General features: G+C 45.6%; 18 protein-coding genes. 3 read left to right on the forward strand and 15 right to left on the reverse strand.

The genetic code is table 11. The features are described 5' to 3' along the window. Positions 1-24 precede the first annotated feature (24 nt). The 12 genes from murC to gpmI form a co-directional block, all read right to left on the reverse strand. Complete coding sequence (gene murC, locus CIK98_RS04765; RefSeq protein WP_094383135.1) at positions 25-1,401, reverse strand: UDP-N-acetylmuramate--L-alanine ligase; 1,377 nt, start codon at positions 1,399-1,401, stop codon at positions 25-27. 18 nt (positions 1,402-1,419) lie between these two features. Next, positions 1,420-2,541: an undecaprenyldiphospho-muramoylpentapeptide beta-N-acetylglucosaminyltransferase gene (gene murG, locus CIK98_RS04770; RefSeq protein WP_094383136.1), complete on the reverse strand. Its 1,122-nt coding sequence runs from the start codon at positions 2,539-2,541 to the stop codon at positions 1,420-1,422. Positions 2,542-2,624: 83 nt separating this feature from the next. Continuing rightward, complete coding sequence (locus CIK98_RS04775) at positions 2,625-3,935, reverse strand: FtsW/RodA/SpoVE family cell cycle protein (protein WP_094383137.1); 1,311 nt, start codon at positions 3,933-3,935, stop codon at positions 2,625-2,627. A gap of 22 nt (positions 3,936-3,957) precedes the next feature. Further along, positions 3,958-5,289 (reverse strand): UDP-N-acetylmuramoyl-L-alanine--D-glutamate ligase, encoded by a 1,332-nt coding sequence (gene murD / locus CIK98_RS04780; RefSeq protein WP_094383138.1) that lies wholly within the window; start codon positions 5,287-5,289, stop codon positions 3,958-3,960. A gap of 7 nt (positions 5,290-5,296) precedes the next feature. Continuing rightward, a complete protein-coding gene (locus CIK98_RS04785; RefSeq protein WP_094383139.1) occupies positions 5,297-6,568 on the reverse strand; it encodes a phospho-N-acetylmuramoyl-pentapeptide-transferase in 1,272 nt (423 codons plus the stop codon). Positions 6,569-6,591: 23 nt separating this feature from the next. Then, positions 6,592-8,043: a UDP-N-acetylmuramoyl-L-alanyl-D-glutamate--2,6-diaminopimelate ligase gene (locus CIK98_RS04790; protein WP_094383140.1), complete on the reverse strand. Its 1,452-nt coding sequence runs from the start codon at positions 8,041-8,043 to the stop codon at positions 6,592-6,594. 19 nt (positions 8,044-8,062) lie between these two features. Further along, the gene (locus CIK98_RS04795; protein ID WP_094383141.1) at positions 8,063-10,216 is read right to left on the reverse strand and encodes a penicillin-binding protein; all 2,154 of its coding nucleotides are present in this window, start codon (positions 10,214-10,216) and stop codon (positions 8,063-8,065) included. After that, positions 10,209-10,685, reverse strand: a complete 477-nt coding sequence (locus CIK98_RS04800; protein WP_253249647.1) for an FtsL-like putative cell division protein — start codon at positions 10,683-10,685, stop codon at positions 10,209-10,211. Before CIK98_RS04800 ends, CIK98_RS04795 begins: the two co-directional genes overlap by 8 nt. 19 nt (positions 10,686-10,704) lie before the next feature. Further along, positions 10,705-11,625: a 16S rRNA (cytosine(1402)-N(4))-methyltransferase RsmH gene (rsmH, locus tag CIK98_RS04805; protein ID WP_094383142.1), complete on the reverse strand. Its 921-nt coding sequence runs from the start codon at positions 11,623-11,625 to the stop codon at positions 10,705-10,707. Between the two features lie 2 nt (positions 11,626-11,627). Beyond that, the gene (locus CIK98_RS04810; protein WP_094383143.1) at positions 11,628-12,116 is read right to left on the reverse strand and encodes a division/cell wall cluster transcriptional repressor MraZ; all 489 of its coding nucleotides are present in this window, start codon (positions 12,114-12,116) and stop codon (positions 11,628-11,630) included. 166 nt (positions 12,117-12,282) lie between these two features. Further along, entirely contained in the window at positions 12,283-14,082 is a 1,800-nt protein-coding gene (locus tag CIK98_RS04815; RefSeq protein ID WP_094383144.1) for a DEAD/DEAH box helicase, read from the reverse strand. Positions 14,083-14,259: 177 nt separating this feature from the next. After that, the gene (gpmI, locus tag CIK98_RS04820) at positions 14,260-15,783 is read right to left on the reverse strand and encodes a 2,3-bisphosphoglycerate-independent phosphoglycerate mutase (RefSeq protein WP_094383145.1); all 1,524 of its coding nucleotides are present in this window, start codon (positions 15,781-15,783) and stop codon (positions 14,260-14,262) included. A gap of 220 nt (positions 15,784-16,003) precedes the next feature. On the opposite strand from gpmI, the gene pta reads away from it, so the two are divergent. From pta to CIK98_RS04835, 3 genes are all read left to right on the forward strand, one after another. Next, entirely contained in the window at positions 16,004-17,014 is a 1,011-nt protein-coding gene (gene pta, locus CIK98_RS04825; protein WP_094383146.1) for a phosphate acetyltransferase, read from the forward strand. A 76-nt stretch (positions 17,015-17,090) separates the two neighbouring features. Next, the gene (locus CIK98_RS04830; protein ID WP_094383147.1) at positions 17,091-17,504 is read left to right on the forward strand and encodes a four helix bundle protein; all 414 of its coding nucleotides are present in this window, start codon (positions 17,091-17,093) and stop codon (positions 17,502-17,504) included. Positions 17,505-17,613: 109 nt separating this feature from the next. Then, complete coding sequence (locus CIK98_RS04835; RefSeq protein ID WP_094383148.1) at positions 17,614-18,807, forward strand: acetate kinase; 1,194 nt, start codon at positions 17,614-17,616, stop codon at positions 18,805-18,807. Positions 18,808-18,957: 150 nt separating this feature from the next. On the opposite strand, the gene CIK98_RS04840 is transcribed toward CIK98_RS04835, so the two are convergent. Genes CIK98_RS04840 through CIK98_RS04850 form a run of 3 tightly spaced genes read right to left on the reverse strand, consistent with a single transcriptional unit; the run spans position 18,958 to position 22,385 of the window. Further along, complete coding sequence (locus CIK98_RS04840; RefSeq protein ID WP_094383149.1) at positions 18,958-19,320, reverse strand: MmcQ/YjbR family DNA-binding protein; 363 nt, start codon at positions 19,318-19,320, stop codon at positions 18,958-18,960. Positions 19,321-19,335: 15 nt separating this feature from the next. Beyond that, positions 19,336-21,585 (reverse strand): ATP-binding protein, encoded by a 2,250-nt coding sequence (locus CIK98_RS04845; RefSeq protein ID WP_094383150.1) that lies wholly within the window; start codon positions 21,583-21,585, stop codon positions 19,336-19,338. A gap of 35 nt (positions 21,586-21,620) precedes the next feature. Beyond that, positions 21,621-22,385, reverse strand: a complete 765-nt coding sequence (locus CIK98_RS04850; RefSeq protein ID WP_094383151.1) for a UDP-2,3-diacylglucosamine diphosphatase — start codon at positions 22,383-22,385, stop codon at positions 21,621-21,623. Position 22,386 lies beyond the last annotated feature (1 nt).

The raw sequence follows: 22,386 nt of genomic DNA on the forward strand, positions 1-22,386 counted from the left end.
TTCGTTTCCACCATTCAGGGGATGTTATATATTCTTTTTCAGTATATTCTCTATCTCAGGCACATAGTTGTCGAGGTCTCCTGCCCCAAGGACAATAAGCACTTGGAAATCTTTGGACTTCACAAAGTCAAGCACCTCTTCTTTTTTGATCATCTTCTTTTCCACCCCTTCGCGCAAGTTGTCGTAGATGAGCTTGGAGGTTACTCCCTCAATAGGCTTTTCTCGAGCAGGATAGATGTCGCAAAGCACCACCTCATCGAGCAGACTGAGACTGCTTGCGAAATCCTTGTAGAAGTCTCGAGTGCGAGTGTACAAGTGTGGTTGGAATATTGCAGTTATCTTTTTATCGCGATATAGTTCCCTTATGCTTCTTGCGCTTTGGAAAATTTCTTGGGGATGATGTGCATAATCGCTAAGGAACACCAGCTTGTCTGTCTTTATCTTAAAGTCAAACCTTCGTTCCACGCCGCTATAAGTCTCCATTGCCTGTCGAAGTTCGTCGGCAGTACATCCTGCCAATTGTGCCATTGCCATTGCAGCCACACCATTTTCGATATTAATAGGCACAGGTTGTCCTAATCTCACATTCTTCACATTTTCTATCGGAGAAACGAAGTCGAATGTTATCTCTCCGTTCTCGATGATGATGTTTTCGGCATGGAAGTCACCTTCGTCAAGACTGTATTCATATCTTTCGACACCCTCCTGCAGTTCGTCCTTCATCTCCAGATTCTTGTGTATGATTAGTGCGCCTCCAGGTTGTATGAGAGAAGAATAGTGTCTGAAACTCTCTAGGTATGCCTCTTTTGTGCCATAGATGTCGAGATGGTCTGGGTCTGTGGCTGTAATGACGCTAATCCATGGTCTCAACCAATGGAAAGAGCGGTCAAATTCGTCTGCTTCTATCACCACATAGTCGCTTTTGCTAAGTATATAGTTGGTGCCGTAGTTCTTTGAGATGCCACCAAGGAAGGCATTGCAGTCTACGTGGCTTTGGTGAAGAAGATGGGCGCACATGGTTGATGTTGTTGTCTTGCCATGTGTTCCTGCCACACACAGTCCCTTGTGGGCTCGTGTAAGTGTTCCGAGAACCTGTGCGCGTTTTTCTATCTCGAAATTGTTTTCTTGGAAGAAGCAAAGCTCTTTATGTTCTGCCGGTATAGCTGGAGTATACACAACAAGACAAGACGTTTTGTCCTTACATCCATCAGGTATGAGGTCGATATTTTCCTCATAGTGGATGCTCATGCCTTCTTTCTCTAACTGTCTTGTCAGTGGTGTCGCTGTTTTGTCATATCCAGCCACAACCAGACCTTTTCCGAGGAAATATCTGGCAATGGCACTCATCCCGATGCCTCCAGCACCGATGAAGTAGACTGATTTTATATCTTTTAGTTCCACGTTCGTAAATTGAATTAATTATTTTTTCCCTTCTTCAGCCAATTTCAACACCTCGTCGGCAATGATGTTTGCAGAGTCCGGAAGTGCAAGTTTCTTAATGTTCATGCTCAGGCTTTCGAGCTTTTCTTTGCTGTTCACGGTTTCCAAAGCGAGGTCTACAAGTTCATCTGGAGCTTGCGCATCCTTCATTATCATGGCAGCCTGCTTGTTAACCAGAGACATCGCGTTTTTTGTCTGATGGTCTTCTGCCACGTTTGGTGAAGGCACAAGGACCACAGGCTTGCCTATGAGGCAGAATTCAGAGATGCTGCTTGCACCTGCCCTGCTGATAATGAGGTCTGCTGCCTTGTATGCTGTCCCCATGTCGCTGATAAAGTCAGTGACAACGAGGTTTTTCACTGGTTCTGCATTCTCCAGCTGAGCCTTTATTTTTGCGCTATAGAATTTTCCCGTTTGCCATATTATCTGTACTTCCGACTTCCTTATAACGTCGAGTCTTCTTAATATGCTCTCGTTGACCGTTCTTGCTCCGAGACTTCCACCCACGAAGAGTATGGTTTTCTTTTTCGGGTCGAGACCGAATGAAGTGACAGCCTCTTCGCGCGACATTTTCGTCTCGATAAGGTTTTGTCTTACAGGATTACCTGTAATCATTATCTTGTCAGCAGGGAAGAATCGTTCCATTCCCTCGTATGCCACACAAATCTTTCTCGCCTTCGATGCAAGATGCTTGTTAGTTACTCCGGCATAAGAATTCTGTTCTTGTATGAGACAAGGTATTCCCATCTTTGCGGCAGCGTCGAGGGTTGCACCGCTTGCATATCCTCCAACACCAACGGCCACATCAGGTTTGAAGTCCTTCACTATAGACTTCACCATGCGAATGCTTTTCAAATAGTCTAAAGCCACTCCGATATTTTTTGGCGACCATAGCGGACGTATTAGTCCTCTCACCGGCAGTCCCTTTATGTCATAACCAGCCGCTGGCACCCTTTGCATTTCCATCCTTCCTTCAGCGCCTACAAACAAGATCTGCGCCTCTGGTCTCTTTGCCTTTATTGCATTTGCAATAGAGACAGCGGGGAAGATATGTCCTCCCGTTCCTCCTCCGCTTATTATGATTCTAATACTGTCACTCATTTTTCTCATTTTTTATAAGACCGCAAAGATACATTTTTTTGGCCTTATTCAACCATTATTTCCAGTTTTTTTCTTTTTTTTCTTTAAATGCTTGATATTATTGAGCTTTTCGGAGCGTTTTTCATAACCATTTCTTGGTTATAATCATCTGCAGCCACTTCTTTCGTCTTTCTTTTTGCTGACCTACTTATGCTCAAAATCATTCCTATGTAGACACAGTTGATTACTGTCGATGTGCCACCTTTGCTGATGAGCGGAAGTGGCTGTCCTGTTACAGGCACAAGACCAACGGCCACCATCATGTTGAACACAGCCTGAATGACAAGCAGCAAAGCAAGTCCCATGACGAGGAATGCCGGGAAATTGTTTTCGCACCTGTTTGCTATCCTTGCCGCCCTGAAGAGCAGTACGATATACAAGAACACTACAATAGTAGCACCCACGATGCCCATCTCCTCAATGATGATGGCATATATGAAGTCGGAGAAGGCCTGTGACAAGAAATCCCTCTCAACCGAATTTCCAGGCCCCTTTCCTATAATATTGCTTGAGACGATGGCGATATTTGCATGAGCCACCTGTGCGTCTTTGTCAAGGTCGTAGTCCTTGGGCGCTATCGGTTTATTGTCGAGAAACTTCTTGATTCTTTTCTTCCATGTACCGAAACGTTGCAGCTTCATGGGTTGTGACTCGACCTTCTCTACATCATTCTTTTGAATCTCTTCTGTCTTGGTAAGATTGGGATTATCAGTAGTTTCGTCTTTGCCAAAGAGCATAATGCTTCCAACGAACAAGGACACGGCGATAGTCACAACTCCGAGCAATTTCCCCAGTTGCACCATTGGCACTCGTCCTAAGATCATCATGAGATAGATGACGAGACAGAGCAATGCTGCTGTGGAGAGGTTCTCCTTACCTATAAGAATCGACATGGGAATCAGCAGGATCAATATGAACCTGAAGGCGTTTTTATCTGTTGTGCCATGTTCGTTCTGCATGGCACTCAGTATCTGAGCTGATGCCAGAACCATTGTGCCCTTCGCTATTTCAGAAGGTTGGAATGTCAAGGCTCCCAAACCTACTACTCTGTTGGCTCCATTTATTGTCTCACCAGCAAAAAGCACCCAGAGAAGTGTGAAAAATGAAAGGCATATCAGTATCGGTGTAAATAGCTTGAAATACCTGCATGGAACGTTTAATGTGAGTATGGCTACAAACAGTCCCAAAAAGATAGTCATCGAGTGCTTTATAATAGGCATTATATAATTGTTGCTTCCATAGGTCAAGTTGCTGGAGGCACTGAACACCTCGACGATGCTTATCATGCAAAGCATGAAAAACACCATCCACACCACTTTGTCGCCTTTGAAGAGATTGCCTATTTTGCGTTTCATTGTTTACTTCCTTGTTTTATTGTTATAAAGCTCTGACCAAAGTCTTGAACTGCTCTCCTCGGTCTTCCATGTTCTTGAACAGGTCGAAGCTGGCGCAGCATGGGCTAAGTAGTACCGTTTCACCAGTTTTCGCCATCTTGTAGCAAGCCTCTACGCAATCTTTCATGGAGTGTGTGTCACACACAGGGATTCCGAATCCGTCGAAGAAGTTATGCAGCTTTGTGTTGTCTGCCCCGAGATAAACCAGACCAGAGCATTTCTCCTTCACCAAGTCGGCAATGGCATTATAGTCGTTGCCCTTATCCTTTCCTCCTATGATGAGTATCACTTTTGTATTCATGCTTTCCAATGCATACCAGCAAGCGTCTACGTTTGTAGCCTTAGAGTCGTTTACATAGTGTACTCCCTTTATAGTGGCCACCTTTTCCAGTCGATGCTCCACACCGGGGAAGTCGCTCAGACTTTTTCTTATCACCTCTTTTTTAATTCCAGAGATGTCTGAGGCGATGCCAGCCGCAAGACTGTTATAGATATTATGCTTTCCTGTGAGGCTCATTTCTTCCTGCTCCATGTTGAATGGCATTGGAGTTTCTATTTTGTATTCACCTTCTTCAATGTATCCTATCGAGCCTTTTTCTTTCAGTTCAGAGAAAGGATAGCATACAGCCTTGATATCGTATTTTTCCAGTTCGCGCTTTATTATTGGGTCGTCGTTCCAGTAAATGAACGCGTCCTTTTCTGTCTGATTCTGTATGATACGCATCTTTGCGTCTACATAGTTCTGCATGCAGTTGTCGTATCGGTCAAGATGATCTGGGGTGATGTTCAGCAGTATAGCGATGTCGGCACGGAAATCGTACATATTGTCGAGTTGGAACGAACTGAGCTCGATGATATAGTACTCGTGTGGTTCTTCAGCCACTTGCAAGGCCAGTGACTTACCGATGTTTCCTGCCAGTCCAGCGTCGTAGCCAGCTTCTTTGAATATATGATATATGAGCGACGTGGTCGTTGTCTTTCCGTTACTTCCTGTGATGCATATCATCTTTGCGTCGGTATAACGTCCTGCGAACTCTATCTCGCTGATGATATGTATACCCTTATCCTTTATCTTGCATATCATCGGCGCTGTGTCTGGTATACCAGGACTTTTTATTATCTCGTCGGCATTGAGTATTTTCTCTTCAGTATGCTTTCCTTCTTCCCACTCGATGTTGTGTGTCTCGAGCAGTGTCTTGTATTTGTCCTTTATTGTCGACATGTCTGACACAAACACGTCGAATCCCTGTTTCTTTGCCAGTACTGCTGCACCGGCACCGCTCTCAGCGGCTCCTAATATAACTATTCTTTTCATCTTTCTTTTATCTAATCTTCAATGTAATGATTGTCAATGCGGCCAAAATGATGGTCGTAATCCAGAATCTTATTGTGATTTTTGATTCATGGAACGGACGGTGTGGCCATTTTTTCAATATGTATGTACTTGTAGAGTCGAGCTGAGAGTCGAGCTTTCTGAAGTTGTCGTGTATTGGAGTGGCACGAAACACTCTTACCCTTCGTCCGTTTCTTTTTTGTATCTTAAACCACTGCGTTTGAATTATCACACTGAGGCTTTCCACGAAGAAAATACCGCATAGTATTGGCAGCATCAGCTCTTTGTGTATGATGATGGCACACACACCGATGATGCCTCCGATGGTAAGCGAACCAGTGTCGCCCATAAACACCTGAGCTGGATAGGCGTTATACCAAAGGAATCCTATCATGGCACCTACGAAAGCACATGAGAAGACCACAAGTTCCTCTGTTCCTGGTATATACATTATATTTAGATAAGAGGCATATTCTATATGACTCGACACATACGCCAAAATACCTAAAGCCACACCAATGACTGCTGAGTTTCCTGCACACATCCCGTCCATTCCGTCGTTGAGATTTGCTCCGTTAGACACGGCAGTGACTACTATTATGGTCATAAGCACGAAAAGTATCCATCCTGCCTCTTCCTTGTATTTCCCGCAGAACGACATTATCTTCGAATAGTCGAGATTGTGGTTCTTGATGAATGGAATCGTAGTTTGCAAAGACTTTTCAGCCTTGCTCTTGTGTTTCACCACAAGTTCCTGATTTTGTCTTTCCACAGAGATGTTTTCCCTTATTACGGCGTCAGGACTGAAGTATATCACCAGTCCTACGATGAGGCCTATCGACACCTGTCCCACAATTTTATATTTGCCTTTCAGTCCTTCCTTGTTGCGACGGAATATCTTAATATAGTCATCGAGAAATCCCAAGAATCCCAACCACAAGGTTGTGACAATCATGAGAATAAGATAAATATTTCTCATTCTTCCGAGAAGAATGACTGGCACGAGAATGGCTACGATGATGATGATGCCGCCCATGGTTGGCACTCCTTTCTTCTCAACGCCAAACGGGTCGATGCTTGCGTCGCGCTGCACCTCAGAGATGTTTCTTCTCTTCATGTATTTGATAAACTTTTCTCCAAACCATGCCGAGATGACTAGCGAGAGTATCAGGGCGAGAAGCGACCTGAAGGAGATGTATGACCATATATGGGCTCCGGTAATTCCAAACTGGTCAAGGAATCTAAACAGATAGTATAACATTTGCCTTTACCTTTTATTTGTGTTTATTGTGCGAATATTTTCCTCACTTCTTCCCTGTCGTCGAAATGATGTTTCACTCCCTTTACGTCCTGATAATCCTCATGGCCTTTTCCGGCAATGAGTATCACGTCACCCTTTTGGGCAAGCATACATGCTGTTTTGATGGCTTCTCTTCTGTCAACAATGCTTATTACCTTCTTCAGTTGCTGAGGGGTAAGTCCGGCGAGCATGTCGTTGATTATGTCCTGTGGCTCTTCGAATCGAGGGTTGTCGCTTGTGATTATCACCTTGTCGCTCTGCCTTACCGCTTCCTGTGCCATCAGAGGTCGCTTGCCCTTGTCTCTGTTTCCTCCAGCACCACAGACCGTGATTACATGTCCTTTGCCATCTAACACTTCATGTATGGCGTTCAGCACATTCTCCAGTGCATCCGGAGTGTGCGCGTAGTCAACGATGGCCGTATATCCATCTTTCGAGCGTATTGGTTCAAGACGTCCGCTCACACTCTTCAATGTGCTCATTATCACCAGGATATCCTCCGGAGACTTTCCTAACATCACTGCGGCACCATATACAGCGAGCAGGTTGCTGACATTAAACTTTCCAATGAACTGCACTCCTACCTCATGGGAGTTGATGTCCAGATACATGCCTTCGAAGTGGCATTCTATGATTCGGGCCTTGAAGTCTGCCATAGTTCGTATAGAATAAGTCTTCACCTTAGCCTTGGTGTTCTGAACCATCACCATTCCATTCTTGTCGTCGGCGTTAGTTATGGCGAATGCGTCTTTTGGCAGCATGTCGAAGAACGCCTTCTTTGCGTCGCGGTAGTTTTCGAATGTCTTGTGATAGTCGAGATGGTCGCGGGTGAGATTTGTAAACAATCCACCCGCAAATTTCAGTCCTCCAATGCGTTTCTGTGCAATGGCATGGCTCGAACATTCCATAAATGCATATTCGCAACCAGCCTCCACCATTTTTGCAAGCATTCTGTTCAGCTCAATGGGGTCAGGAGTGGTATGACTGGCTGGTATCGCTTCTTCTTCGATATAGTTGCATACGGTAGACAATAGTCCGCAACGATGTCCGAACTTTCGGAACATATTATATAATAATGTGGCGATGGTAGTTTTTCCATTTGTTCCAGTCACGCCCACGAGTTTTAGTTTAGAAGTAGGGTCTCCGTAGTACATGGTGGCAACGGGGCCAACGGCCTCCTCTGTCGATTCAACGACAACATAAGTCACGTTGTCGTTTAGATTTTCGGGCAATTGTTCGCAGAGTATTGCATCTGCTCCCAAGTCTATCGCCTTTTGAATAAACGAATGTCCGTCCACCTGTGTGCCTCTGATAGCGACAAAGAGGTGTCCGTTCTCTATGCGGCGTGAGTCAATGTTCACTCCTGTTATCTCGACATCATTATTTCCTACGATGTCGAGAATCTTCACTTTGCTTAGAATTTCGTTCAGTTTCATATTATGCTCCTTTTTTTTACTAATTCATTGTCAATATGCATATCTGTCCACGCTTTACCACGGTTCCAGGTTCTATGCTTTGTCCCACTACTTTTCCGCAGCCATTGATGGTGGTCTTCAATCCTCTGCTTTCAAGCATGAATACGGCGTCTCTTGCTCCCATGCCTTTCACGTCAGGCACGATGTTAGAGTATGTCTTTACATGTTTCAGCAGAACTTCCTTTGGATGTTCTTGAGTCTTTCCCCATATAGGATTCCCATTTGAATAACTGCCGCTCCACTGTGCGTTGTTTTTTATTCCAAGTCTGTCCAGCACGTAAGAAGCCGCAAGCAAGTTCCCGTTTTTTACGTTCGGTATAAATACAGAAGATGTGTCTCTTGCGTCTTCCACACTGAGTTTGAGATGTCTTGCCATCACTCCTTCTGCCACATGATGGAACACCACTCCACTCATACCACCTCCAGATGCAGGCAGTCCTGACTTTTGTATACATACGATGCAGCTGTACATCGGGTTGTCGGCGGGGAAGTATCCTGCAAAGCTAAGCAGGTAGTGAGTCACTCCAGTTTTGTATCCTCCTGCACCCTGAGATACCTGAGCCGTACCTGTTTTTCCAGCCACCTTAAACGATTTCGACCCAGCCTTTTTCCCGAGACCTTGGCTCACTACGTGTTCCAATATTGTTTGCATCTCCTTCAGAGTCTTTGGCTTGCAGATGCTGTTTTTTATTACCTCAGGTTGAAATTCCTTCACCACCTCTCCGTTTTTCATCACCTGTTTCACAAACCGTGGTTTCATCATCTTTCCGTTGTTTGCAATAGCGTTGTAGAAAGTCACGGTAGAGATGGGTGGTATCTGTGTTTCATATCCTATGCTCATCCATGCCAGTGCCGTTTTGCTCCAGTTTACATACTGTCCTCTAGAGTTTTTCTTTGGCATGCGAATTCTAGGAGGTGTAGAGCCTGCAATTGGCAGATGCAGGTCGCTGGCCAGTCCTATTCTTCTTATTCCCTCAACAAACTTCTCGGGGTTGTTGTGGTAGTGGTCGTCGATTATTCGGCTTACACCTATGTTAGAGCTCACCTCAAGCGAGCGTGGAAGTGAAATGACCTGATAGCCACCTCTTCTCCAATTATGGTCTTTCATGTCTCTTCCATACATTTTCCAGATGCCACATCCCGTGTCTACTTTGTAAGTAGTGTCCACCACTCCGTCGTCGAGAGCCACCATGATGGAGGCTGTTTTGAATACAGACCCTGGTTCAAGCAGATTGCTGACAGCAAGATTCTTGATTTCCCTATACTCACCGTCGGCACATTTGGTCATGTTCACCATGGCCTTTATGTCTCCTGTAGGTACATCCATGACAATCACCACTCCCGCATCGCCATTCACCTGTGGGTCTTTCAGTTCCTCAATGAGAGCCCTTTCTGCCAAGTCCTGTATACCCACGTCGATTGTGGTGACGATGTCGCAGCCATCAATAGGCGGTGTGACTGGAATGTTCATCCAGTGGTTTAGCACCTTGCGTCGATGTGTCAGACCGTTGGTGCCTCTTAGTATGGAGTCGTATGTCAGTTCGAGTCCGCACCTTGCAGTATCCTTTGCTCCATACATGTCGCCTACGGTGCGTTGTGCTAACGAACCGAAAGGTCTTCGTCGGGCGTTGAACTCTTCATAGTTGAATCCTCCTTTGTATTTTGAAAGGTTGAACACTGGAAGTTTTTTTACCTCTGTAAACGTGTTGTAGTCCACTCGTTTAGGCCAGATAGCCCAATATCTGGACTTTTTCTTTCGTCCCTTTTCCAGATGCTGTCTAAACTCCTTTGCACTTTTCGAAGGAAATATCTTGTTGAGTCCCATGCATATGCTGTCGAGTTTTACTTCCCAAAGCGAGTCTTTCTCCTCACCACCAGCCACGAAGTCCATATACATTTTAAACTCCGGCAGACTGCTGGCCATGAGCTGCCCGTCGCAGCTTAGGATGTTGCCTCTGTTTGGTCTGACGTCCACACTATCTCTTTTAAGCCTTGACGCCACTTCTTCCCAATAATCCTTTTTAGCCGTCATGATATACATGGCCTTTCCTATGATGGCAACTCCAAGCAGAGTCAGTACCACGGCAATGGCGAAATATCGCGGCATCACCTTATCATTGTCAAACTTACTCATTGTCTGGAATATTTATTATATAAGGCGGTTGTTCTGACACTTTTAGCAAGCTGTCCTTGTTGCTCTTTAGTAATTCGAGCACATGGCTTTCCCTGCATCGTTCAGTGAGAGTGCTTGAGCTCGACAGTGCCTTATATTTTGCATCCTTCAGCCTAACCTCGAGTTTGTCGATGGTTATCATGTCTTGCTGGCATTGGTATCTGAATGCAATATATATGATGGCGAAAAATACTATTATTGTAATTGTCAGCAATTGCTTTCTCAACACTTCAGCATAGAGGATATCGCCTCCAAGTATTGTTCTCAGGGTCATCGATGATGCAGGAATCTCGTCTTCCTCGCTTACGCTTTGTCGCAGTCGCTCGAAAGCCGACGTTTTTTCTGCAGCATCCTCCTTTATGTTGTTTTTATCAGCCTTGCCTTTGTTGTTGACTTCAGCTTCCTTTATATCATTCTTTTTTTCGTTCATATCACACTTCCGATAATTATCAGTTGAGTTTTTCTGCCACTCTCAGTTTTGCGCTTCTGCTTCTTGGGTTTTCCTCTTGCTCTTGTGCCGTTGGCACTATTGGTTTTCCTTGCAGTTGTTTCATTTGCGATGTCGACCTTCCATAGAAATCTTTTTCCGTTCGTCCCTCAGCGTTTCCTGTCTTCATCACGTTTTTCACCATACGGTCTTCAAGCGAGTGATATGTGATTACCGAGAGTCTTCCTCCTGGCTTTAGCAGTTCCACGGCTGCGGCAAGCATTTCCTTCAGAGCTTCCATTTCCTTGTTTACTTCTATTCTCAATGCTTGGAATAGCTTTGCGAGGTCTTTCTTCTGCCTGTCTTTCGGCATCAGTGGTTCTACTATTTCAAGTAGGTCTGATGTCGTCATTATTGGTTTTGCAACTCTCGCCTTTACCACAACCGAAGCTATTTTCCGTGCGTTCTTTAATTCTCCGTAGATGTAGAAAATGTCGGCAAGTTTTTCTTCTTCGTATTTGTTCAGCACGTCGGCGGCTGTTTGTCCCGCTCGTTTGTTCATCCTCATGTCCACTGGTGCATCGAATCGGAACGAGAATCCACGTGTTTCGTCATCGAAATGGTGGCTCGACACTCCTAAGTCGGCAAGCAGCCCGTCAATATGTTCAATGCCGTAATATCTCATCCAGTTTTTCAGATACCTGAAATTGCTTCTTACGAATGTAAACCTGTCGTCGTCCACAATATTGTTTTCCGCATCGGCATCTTGGTCGAAACTGAACAGTCGTGCCTTTGTGTCAAGTCTTGAGAGTATTTCGCGGCTATGGCCACCTCCGCCGAATGTCACGTCGACATACACTCCTCCTTCTTTGATGTCAAGTCCGTCAACACTTTCCTTCAGCAGTACTGGTTTGTGATATACAAAATCTCTTTCTTCTGTCATTGTCACTCCTCCATCTCCTTTTGGTCGTTTTCCTTTGTTTGTCTTTTGTCTTCAGCCATAAGGCTCTCAATGGCGTAGCTGAAGGTGTTGTCGTCCAGAAATGCTGTTGGCTCTTCTGGCTTAGGCCATATCTCAATGGTGTCGCCCATGCCTATAAATATTACATTCTGGTCAATATTTACCGACTGCATGCATCGCTTTGGCAACAGTATTCTTCCGCTTGCGTCGAGCTGAACTATTTCGGCTTCAGCAACAAACTGCCTAAACACCTGCTGGTGGGCCTTGTTCCAGCGGTTGAGTTTGTTTCTAAGCGTTTCCATTTGGTTATTCCATACATCGTCTGTGTAAAGTACAAGACAGTCGCTGAACACGTCTTTGCGCAACACGAGTTTATCCGCAGTAGAACCTTGAAGTTCCTTGCGGAAAGTAGCAGGAAGGAACACACGTCCCTTGCTGTCGAGTTTTGCTTCTGTCTTACCTATAAAACGCATGTGTACACCTTTTATATATTGAATTCGCTTGCAAAGATAATCATTTTCCCCCACATTTCCCCACTTTTCCCCACTTTTTTTTGTTATTTCTTAAAGCGTATAAAAAAAACAAATCGCAAAGTCCTTATTTACAAGCACTTTGCGAAATGTTAAAAATATCATAACCCTACTTCTTCCTTGGTTTTCTCATAGCCCATCCTTCTTCGCTGAAGTCAGGTTCGTCGTCCTTGAACTTTACATTGTTGTTCTTAAAGAACTGGCGCCAGTCGCCATTATCGTTGTTAACCTTTCGACCGTGACCTTTCTCGTCGGCATCGTTACAACGAACTTCTCGTCCTTTGTACACTGTTCCGTCGAGAGCTTTCATTACCTTGGCGGCGTCTTTTTCAGGCACTTCTATATACGAGAATTTGTCAAGAAGGTCTATGTGTCCCACGTCTTGCCTTCCTTTCACATGCTTGTTGATATACTGCATGACCTCCCCAGGATAGAATCCGTCATTCTTTCCAAGGTTGATAAACAGTCGTTTGTAGCCCTTTTCTGCCTTTTTTTTGCCACGCTTAGTCTGTCCCTTATCGCCTCTTTGTGAGTTTCTGTCATTTCTCTTTGTTTTACGCTCCTCCCTTGCCCGTCTTGATGTAGGTTTCTCTATTTCAGGAGCGTCGGCATAGTATGCAAGAAACTTTCCGAACTCCATACTTACAATTTTCTTTATGAGGTCGCCTTTGTCCATGAATTCGAAATAGCGGTTTATGTCCTTCATAAACGGGTCTATCTCCTCGTCGTTCACGTCGGTTTTCACAATCTGGTCCATCACCTTGTAGAGTTGCTTTTTGCAGATCTCCTTTGGCGATGGAATATCCCCTTCTACAAAGGCCTTCCCTATCTCCTTTTCTATGGCCCTCATCTTGTGTTTTTCACGTGTGTGTATGATGGATATCGACGTACCTTTCTTACCTGCTCGTCCAGTGCGTCCGCTACGGTGGGTGTAACTCTCTATGTCGTCAGGCAGTCCGAAGTTTATCACATGTGTGAGGTCATCCACATCAAGTCCTCTTGCAGCCACGTCTGTAGCTACGAGGAGCTGAGTGAGATGCTGTCTGAACTTCTGCATTGTAAGGTCTCTCTGCTGCTGGCTTAGGTCTCCGTGTAAGCTTTCCGCATTGTATCCGTCGTGAATGAGTTTGTCGGCAATCTCCTGCGTGTCGAGTTTAGTACGACAGAAGATGATGCCGAAAATCTTTGGGTTGAAATCCACTATACGTTTCAGTGCAAGATACTTGTCTTTGGCATTTACGAGATAGTAGATATGGTTTACGTTTTCAGCACCCTCGTTTCTGCTACCCACTATAATCTCCTTATATTCATTCAGATAGCTCTTTGCTATTTTCTCTATTTCCTTGCTCATGGTTGCCGAGAAAAGTAGCGTGTTTCGTTCTTCTGGCAGATCTTCGAATATTTCGTTTATACTGTCGGCAAAGCCCATATTGAGCATTTCGTCAGCCTCGTCGAGCACCACGTTGTTCACGTTTTCCAACTTTGCTTTTCCTCTGTGCATCAGGTCGATAAGTCTTCCAGGGGTAGCTACAATTATCTGTGCTCCATGCCTAAGAGCGTGAATTTGGTTTTCGATCGATGTACCTCCGTAAACTGCTACGATATTTACACCCTTCATGTATTTCGAGAAGTCTTTCAAGTCGTCTGCAATTTGTAGGCACAACTCTCTTGTTGGACTAAGCACCAAAGCCTGTGTGTCCTTGTTTTTAGGATTGATCTTTTGTAGCACAGGTATTCCGAATGCAGCTGTTTTTCCTGTTCCGGTCTGTGCTAATGCAATAACGTCGTTACGGCTTCCAAGTAAATAGGGTATTACTTCCTCTTGTACAGGCATTGGGGTTTCAAATCCCAATTCCTCGATGGCTCGGCGAATCTCTTCGCTTACACCCAATTCTTCAAATGTCTTCAAATTAAAAATATCAAAATTACGTAATGGGGGAGGGGATTTTTTCAGGAGTTAAAGGGGGCTTTTAGGAGTTAAGGAGTTCAGGGGTTAAGACAATAGTTATGAGCGCAAAGTATTCTTGGCTTGGACATTTGTCTTAACTCCTAAACTCCATATCTCCTTTACTGCTAACAATTCTTTCTACTTATTATCACAGATCAAGTTCTCACCAGTCATGTCAGCCGGTTGCTCAAGTCCCATGATGTGGAGTATAGATGGAGCCACGTCGGCAAGGCGTCCGTTCTTTACTGTTGCCGAGTTGTTGTCGGTCACGTATATGAATGGAACTGGATTGAGAGAGTGGGCAGTGTTTGGAGTGCCGTCTTCATTGATGGCATTGTCGGCATTACCATGGTCGGCAATGATGATTGCCTCATAATCGTTTGCCTTTGCAGCCTCTATTACGTCGCGTACGCAGTTGTCCACTGCATGTACGGCCTTGGCTATTGCATTGTATACTCCAGTGTGTCCTACCATGTCGCCATTTGCGAAGTTTACCACGATGAAGTCATACTCCTGGGTGTTGATGGCACCAACGAGCTTGTCTTTCACCTCGTATGCCGACATCTCAGGTTTGAGGTCGTATGTAGCCACCTTTGGAGAAGGAACGAGGATTCTGTCTTCGCCTTCGAATGGAGCCTCTCGTCCGCCGTTGAAGAAGAATGTCACGTGAGCGTATTTTTCAGTCTCTGCTGTGTGAAGCTGTTTTTTACCCTTTGAACTGAGATATTCGCCGAGGGTGTTCCCCACGTTCTCTTTGGGGAAGAGAATGTTCACTCCGGTGAACGAAGCGTCGTATGGAGTCATGCAGTAGTATTGCAGCCCAGGAATGGTCTTCATGCCTTCCTCTGGCATGTCTTGCTGTGTGAGCACCTGTGTGAGCTCTTTTGCACGGTCGTTTCGGAAGTTGATGAATATAACGACGTCGCCTTCTTGTATCGTACCGTCAATATTTGCGTTGTTGATAGGCTTGATAAACTCGTCGGTCACACCTTCCTCGTAGCTTTCCTCCATTGCCTTCACCATACATTCTGCTTGTTTTCCCTTTCCTTCTACTAGCAGGTCGTAAGCCTCTTTTACACGGTTCCAACGCTTGTCGCGGTCCATGGCATAGAATCGTCCTATGATAGATGCAATGTGAGCGTCGTTTTTCTCACACACCTCGGCGAGCTGCTTGATGAATCCTACACCGCTCTTTGGGTCGGTGTCGCGTCCGTCCATAAAGCAGTGTACGAAGGTTTGTGTCAGTCCATACTCTTTGCCTATTTCCACAAGCTTAAAGAGGTGGTCGAGAGATGAGTGTACACCTCCGTCTGAGGTAAGTCCCATGAGGTGAAGTCGTTTGCCGTTCTCCTTTGCATAGCCGTAAGCTGCCTTTATTCCAGGGTTGTCCATTATTGAGCCGTCTTTGCAAGCTCGGTTGATTTTTACGAGGTCCTGATAAACCACTCGTCCTGCTCCGATATTGAGGTGTCCTACTTCAGAGTTTCCCATCTGACCGTCGGGCAGACCCACGTTTTCGCCTGATGCCTGAAGTTCAGAGTGAGAGCTGATAGCTGTAAGATAGTCAAGATAAGGTGTTGGTGTATTGTAGATCACGTCACCATTTCCGTGTTTTCCGATTCCCCATCCATCGAGAATCATGAGTAATGCTTTTTTTGCCATAATTTGCTTATATATTTATTAATGTACTTATTCCGACTGCAAAGTTACAGTAAAAAGTGGTAATATCCAAAGAAAAAAATCACATTTTAATAAAAAAAAGCAGATGAAATACCAACTATTCCAAATATTTTCATTACTTTTGCAAATTGTAAAGTGGAGTTGACAAAACTACCATCTCATAAAGCCAGAAACAAATTTCAGAACTACATAAAAAACAACTATGAATTTAGTAGAAAAAATCATTGAACGCGCTAAGAGCAACAAACAGCGCATCGTGCTTCCGGAAGCTACCGAGGAGCGCACATTGAGAGCTGCCGACCGCGTGTTGGCAGATGACGTGGCAGACCTTATACTCATTGGTAATCCAGATGAGATTCATTCGCTGGCAAAGCAGTGGGGCCTGACAAATATCGACAAGGCAACACTTATCGATCCAGAAAACAATCCAAAGTCGGAGGAGTATGCCCAACTGCTCACCGAGCTTCGCAAGAAGAAAGGAATGACGATTGAGAAGGCTCGCGAACTGGTGAAGAATCCTCTCTACCTCGGATGTATGATTATCAAGACTGAAGGTGCCGACGGTCAGATAAGCGGTGCTCTGAGCACCACGGGCGACACACTCCGTCCTGCCCTACAGATTATCAAGTGTGCTCCTGGCATCTCTTGTGTTAGCGGTGCCATGCTTCTTATCACCGACAAACCTCAATATGGTGAGGAAGGTATACTTGTGATGGGCGACGTAGCCGTAACACCAATGCCTGATGCAAGTCAGCTGGCTCAGATTGCAGTCTGCACAGCTCAGACTGCCAAGAGTGTGGCTGGATTTGAGGAGCCGCGTGTGGCAATGCTGAGTTTCTCCACGAAGGGTAGCGCAAGCCACGAGGTGGTTGACAAGGTTGTTGAGGCCACTCGCTTGGCAAAGGAAATGGATCCTGAACTGCAGATTGACGGTGAGCTTCAGGCTGACGCTTCTCTCGTGCCCTCCGTGGGCGAGAAGAAGGCTCCTGGTAGTAAGATTGCCGGTCGTGCTAACGTACTGGTTGTGCCATGTCTCGAAGTGGGCAACATCTCTTACAAGCTCGTTGAACGTCTTGGAGGTGCCACAGCCCTCGGTCCTATCCTTCAAGGAATAGCTCGTCCGGTAAACGACCTGAGCCGCGGATGCTCTGTCGATGACATATACAAGATGGTGGCCATCACTGCTTGTCAGGCAATGGATGCAAAGAAATAGAATAAATGAAGAGTGAAGAATGAAGAATGAAGAATAATAAGTGAAGAATGAAGAATAGGAACTCATCTTTTATGCTATGAACGATAGAAAATATAATTACAAGAGGGAAGAATCTCCACTCCACATCAAAAGTTATGATTTTGCAGTGAGGATTGTGAAAATGTTCCTGCATTTATCAGACAACGATTGGCGACTTGCCTCAATATATAATCAGATATTACGTTCTGGCACTTCTATCTCCGCTAATGTTCATGAATCAGAATTCGCTCAAAGCCCCCAGGATTTTGCTTCAAAGCTAACCATTGCATTGAAAGAGGCTAATGAGACTATCAACTGGCTAAATCTTCTAAAGGATACAGGATACTTGTCAGAAACTCAATTTGACAGTATGGCTAAAGATTGCAGCGAAATCATCGCCTTGTTGGTCTCTTCCATAAAAACAATAAAAAAGAATACAATAAACAATAATAAAAAAATGAATGTGGAATGAAGAATGAAGAATGGCTGGTTTCACCTCAGCATAGCTCGAGCTCGGCTCTGCCTTCGGTTCGCGCAGCCATTCTTCATTCTTCATTCTTCATTCTTCATTTTAAACCGCAATGAAAATATTAGTTTTAAACTGTGGAAGCTCATCTATTAAGTATGCGCTCTACAACATGGATACCAAGGAAGTGATGACTTCCGGAGGTGCAGAGAGAGTGGGTCTCGACGGTGCTTTCGTCAAAGTGAAAATGGCTAACGGGGAAAAGAAGCAGATAATGCACGATATCCCTGAGCATACAGAAGGTGTGAAGTTTATCTTCTCACTGCTCACCGACCCTGAAATCGGAGTAATCAAAGACCTGAAGGAAATAGACGCAGTGGGACACCGCATGGTTCATGGCGGAGAGAAGTTCAACAAGAGCGTACTGCTTAATGAAGAAGTACTCAAGGTGTTTGAGGAGTGCAGCGACCTAGCTCCACTACACAACCCCGCAAACCTCAAGGGCGTGAACGCCGTGTCGGAACTCATGCCTGGACTGCCTCAGGTAGGCGTGTTCGACACTGCTTTCCACCAGACTATGCCCGACTATGCCTACATGTATGCTGTGCCATACGAACTGTATGAGAAGTATGCCATACGCCGCTACGGATTCCACGGCACCAGCCACCGCTATGTGGCACAGCGCGTGTGCGATTTCCTCGGTGTTAACCCCGAAGACAAGAAAATCATTACCTGCCACATTGGCAATGGTGCTTCCATCGCTGCCGTGGACGGCGGAAAGTGTGTTGACACCTCAATGGGTCTCACACCGCTGGAAGGCGTGATGATGGGTACTCGTTCGGGCGACATCGACGGCGGTGCAGTGGCATTCCTCCAGAAGAAGCTCAACCTCGATGCCGACGGCATCTCCGACCTGCTCAACAAGAAGAGCGGCGTGCTCGGCATCACTGAGCTATCTTCCGACATGCGCGAAGTGGAGGCTGCCTGCGAGAAGGGCGAGCCAAAGGCTGTGCTGGCCATGCAGATGTACAACTACCGCATAAAGAAGTACATCGGCGCATACGCTGCCGCCATGGGTGGTGTAGACATCATCGTGTTCACAGCTGGTGTGGGCGAGAATCAGTGGAGCACACGTCAGGAATCGTGCGAGGGTCTAGAATTCCTCGGTGTTAAAATCGACAAGGAACTCAACAAGGGCTTGCGTGGCGTAGAGAAAGTCATATCCACTCCAGACTCCAAGGTCACCGTGTGCATCATCCCTACCGATGAGGAATTGATGATCGCCACCGACACCATGAACCTTCTTTAATTACCTCATAAGAAAATGCCCCCTCTCCCATGCCAATTTTACTCTTGGGAGAGGGGGATTTTTTGCGACCGAAGTATTAATGTTGGTGTCTGACCTCCCCGCCAACGATAGAAAAGACTTCGTTCTTTGCTTTAGAAGTGGTCTTAAGCGTTATTTGCTTGAGGATTTTATGATCATCTCTTTTGTTTTTTTGGGTAGCTTTTTCACTACAAGGTCGTAGCTGTGGCGTATAAGCGACTGGATGAGGGAGTCGGGTAAGGTGCCGTAGAGGTTGAGCTGGTTCCAGTGTTTTTTGTTCATGTGCCATGCAGGTGTGATTTCTGCATGCGATTCACGGAGTTCCACGGCATAGTCGGGGTCGCATTTGAGTACAAACCACTCAGTGTTGTCAAGGTCAATCATGGCAAATATCTTGTCGGCTACACGAAAGGCAAGGGTGGTCTCGTCAAATGGGAAGTATTCTGAGGTGGCAGGAAGCGACAGGCAATAGTCGCGGATGGATTCTATGTTCATTGATTTTTATGGATTTTATAATTCTATGGTGAAACGGGCACCGGCATTATAGTTGGTGTCGAGTGACACTCGGGCGCCGATACGCTTGGCTATGGCTCTTGAAAGCGTGAGACCAAGACCTACGCCGGGGGTGAAGCTGTCGAGCTTGTAGAAACGTTCAAAGATGGTTTCCGCCTTGTCTGTCGGTACACCACGGCCTGTATCGGTCACGCTGAATACTCCGCCTGACGAAGCGGGGGAGAAGGCAACTTTGACGAAGCCTGAGTCGGTGTTCTTTATGGCGTTGTCGACAAGGCATGAAAGGATTCTTACTATAGCGTCGTGGTTTGACGTAATGACAATGTTGTCGTCCACGGTCTCATAGATGAGTTGTACACCTGGCTTTGCCTCGGCATGGAGCTCCATTACGGATGTGAAGATGGAGTTTACCGTGATGTCGCTTGTGGGAAGCCTGCTTTTGTCGGATTCGTATTCGGATATCTCTATGAGGTCGTTGAGCATCTTTGTCATGTGGCGGGTCTGGTCGACGATGATGTCGTTGAATTCCTTCTTCTGGCTGTCCTCAACCTTGACATTCGGGTCTGTGAGCAGCTGTACGAAACCTGATATTTGGTTGAGTGGGGTTCTTATTTCGTGCGACATGTTTCGGATGAATGAAGTCTTCATGTCGGAGGAATTGTCTTTCTTCTTGTTTGCAAGTTTATTCCAGTGCATATACTCGCTTGGAGTGAGTCCATAATGACTTTCAAAGAGCCTTGTGAATGTCTTTTCGTCCTTGAAGCCACATCGTTTGGCCACTTCCTCAATGCTGTTGCAGTCATCTCTCTTGAGCATATTTACAGACTGGTTCATGCTTATTTCCTTTACGAAGTTGTCGGTGTTGCCGTCGGTGATGTTGTTGGGTCTAAGTTTCGAGAGTTCGTCCTGTTGCTCAACGAGTTGTGATATTGTGGCCACTGCAGCCTTGCTTCTTCTGTTTATTTTCTTGTTGTAGTATATCATTAAGGCGATAGTTACGGCAGCAATTATCAGAAGGCCTATGAAGGCGTACATTATCAGCTTTTGTCGAGCGAGTAGCCTGTCCTGGTCGGCGAGTTTTAGGTCTTTTTCCTGTGTTTCGTATATCTTTGCCAACTGCATCACATCGTTTTCCTGTGTACGCTTGTCGATGGAGTCCCTGATGGTTAACATGGCCTCTGCCGTAAGTCGTGCCATTCGCTCGTTTCCCATGGCTTTGTATGCCTCGAACTCATTTACAAGTATGTTGGTGAGATATTCTGAGGTAATGGAGTCTTGCATTTGCACTCTGATTCTTTCGCGCATGGCTTGCGTTGTCTTTAGCAATTGGGAGTACTGTTTTGAGGTGAGATAGTGTGTGACGAGATTTATTTTCCCCGTCTCGCTCTTTCCAATATTTGTCTTTTCAAACTCTTTCTTATATTTCTCGGCAGACTTGATATCCCCTACCTTGTCATATATATTCATTATTATGGCATAGATAGATGCTTTTCTTGTGTCCATGTAATATTCAGGAAGCAAACCGCTTTTTTCCACTTTTTCCATTCGTCTTGTCATTTCGTGAATGTGTGGTATGGCATCACTTGCCTTTCCTTCCTTCAGCATCATCTCCAATATGGTGGCAAAACTGAATATCACTTCGTCGGCGGTATACATGTCCGGATTTTCATCAAAGATTTTTTCTGAGTTTTCCGTTGCCTTCCACATCATTTCGTAGCCTGCTTTCGGGTTACCGATTTTCACAGTGTTACGTCCGACGCAGTGCATCATTTTGTTCTCTAATTGGCGATTTCCTCGCTTTCTTGCCTCATCTGTTGCCTTCTTTGCGTAATTAAGGCTGCTGGAATAGCGGCTTTCCTTGTAATCCAACTCTGCCAGCATGCGCAAGGCGTCGCAATAGTCTTCTTTGTTTTTCTTCTTGAAATCAGGGTTGTTGACAGCTCTTAGGCAATGGAAACGTGATAGGCGGCGTTGGCTCAGTACATTGTGGTAAATAGCCATACGGATGTAGTCGGCATTGTATGATTCCATTTCCTTTCTTGTCTCCATAGTGTCGAGTATACGCAGTGCGAGGTTTGGTTGCTTTGTATGTATCTGTACTATGTATTTTCTTGTGTGTGTACTGTCGCTGCTTGTCTCTTCGCTTGTTTGCTTGCCGTTACATCCCATGGTGAGTGCTGCCGCCAATGTTATTGACAACGTAAGGAGGATTTGTCGGATGTCTATATTTCGTTTTACAGGTTGCATATTTTATGTTTTTGGCTTAGGTGTAACAGGCGTTTTTATGGCAGGCTTTCTCCTTCTATGTATTCGCTCATGAAGATGTGATTTCCGTCGAATACTACGTATGAGAACTGGGTAATCCAGTCGCCGAGTATCATGAGGCGGGCTTTCTTGGTGAGCTGCAGGTCTACTTCGATATGTCGGTGTCCATAAATGAAATAGTCAACGTTGGAATGATATTGTATGTATTTCTTTGTGAATAGTACGAGGTGCTCGCGCGACTCACCCATGTATGCCGGTTCTTCGTTGTTTTTCCTTTTTAGCCTGCTATGCTTTGCCCATGTCATTCCGAGCCACTGGCTCCAGCGGGGATGTATTGCAGAGAACATGATTTGACAGAAGCGATTATGGAACAGGGCACGCAGGAGTTTGAATTTCTTGTCTGGGTCGCCAAGTCCGTCGCCATGGGCGAGGAAGAACACTTTGCCGTAGATCTCGGTGGTGAGCGGCTTTTTGTGGAGTATCACACCGCACTCCTGCTCAAGGTAGTTGTAGGCCCAGATATCGTGGTTGCCGGTGAAATAGTGTATCTCGACACCCAGGTCTGTGAGTTCTGATAGTTTGCCGAGAAAGCGTGTGTAACCCCGTGGCACGACATATTTATATTCGTACCAGAAGTCGAACATGTCGCCGAGGAGATATATTGCGGCAGCCTTGTGCTTGATGCTGTCGAGGAAGCGCACCAGTCGGCGCTCGTGCATGCGGCTATGGTCGATGGCGAGTGAGCCAAGGTGTGCGTCGGAGAGAAAATAAACGTTTTTCATA

It is taken from the genome of Prevotella sp. P2-180 (genome assembly GCF_002251435.1).
Lineage (GTDB): Bacteria > Bacteroidota > Bacteroidia > Bacteroidales > Bacteroidaceae > Prevotella.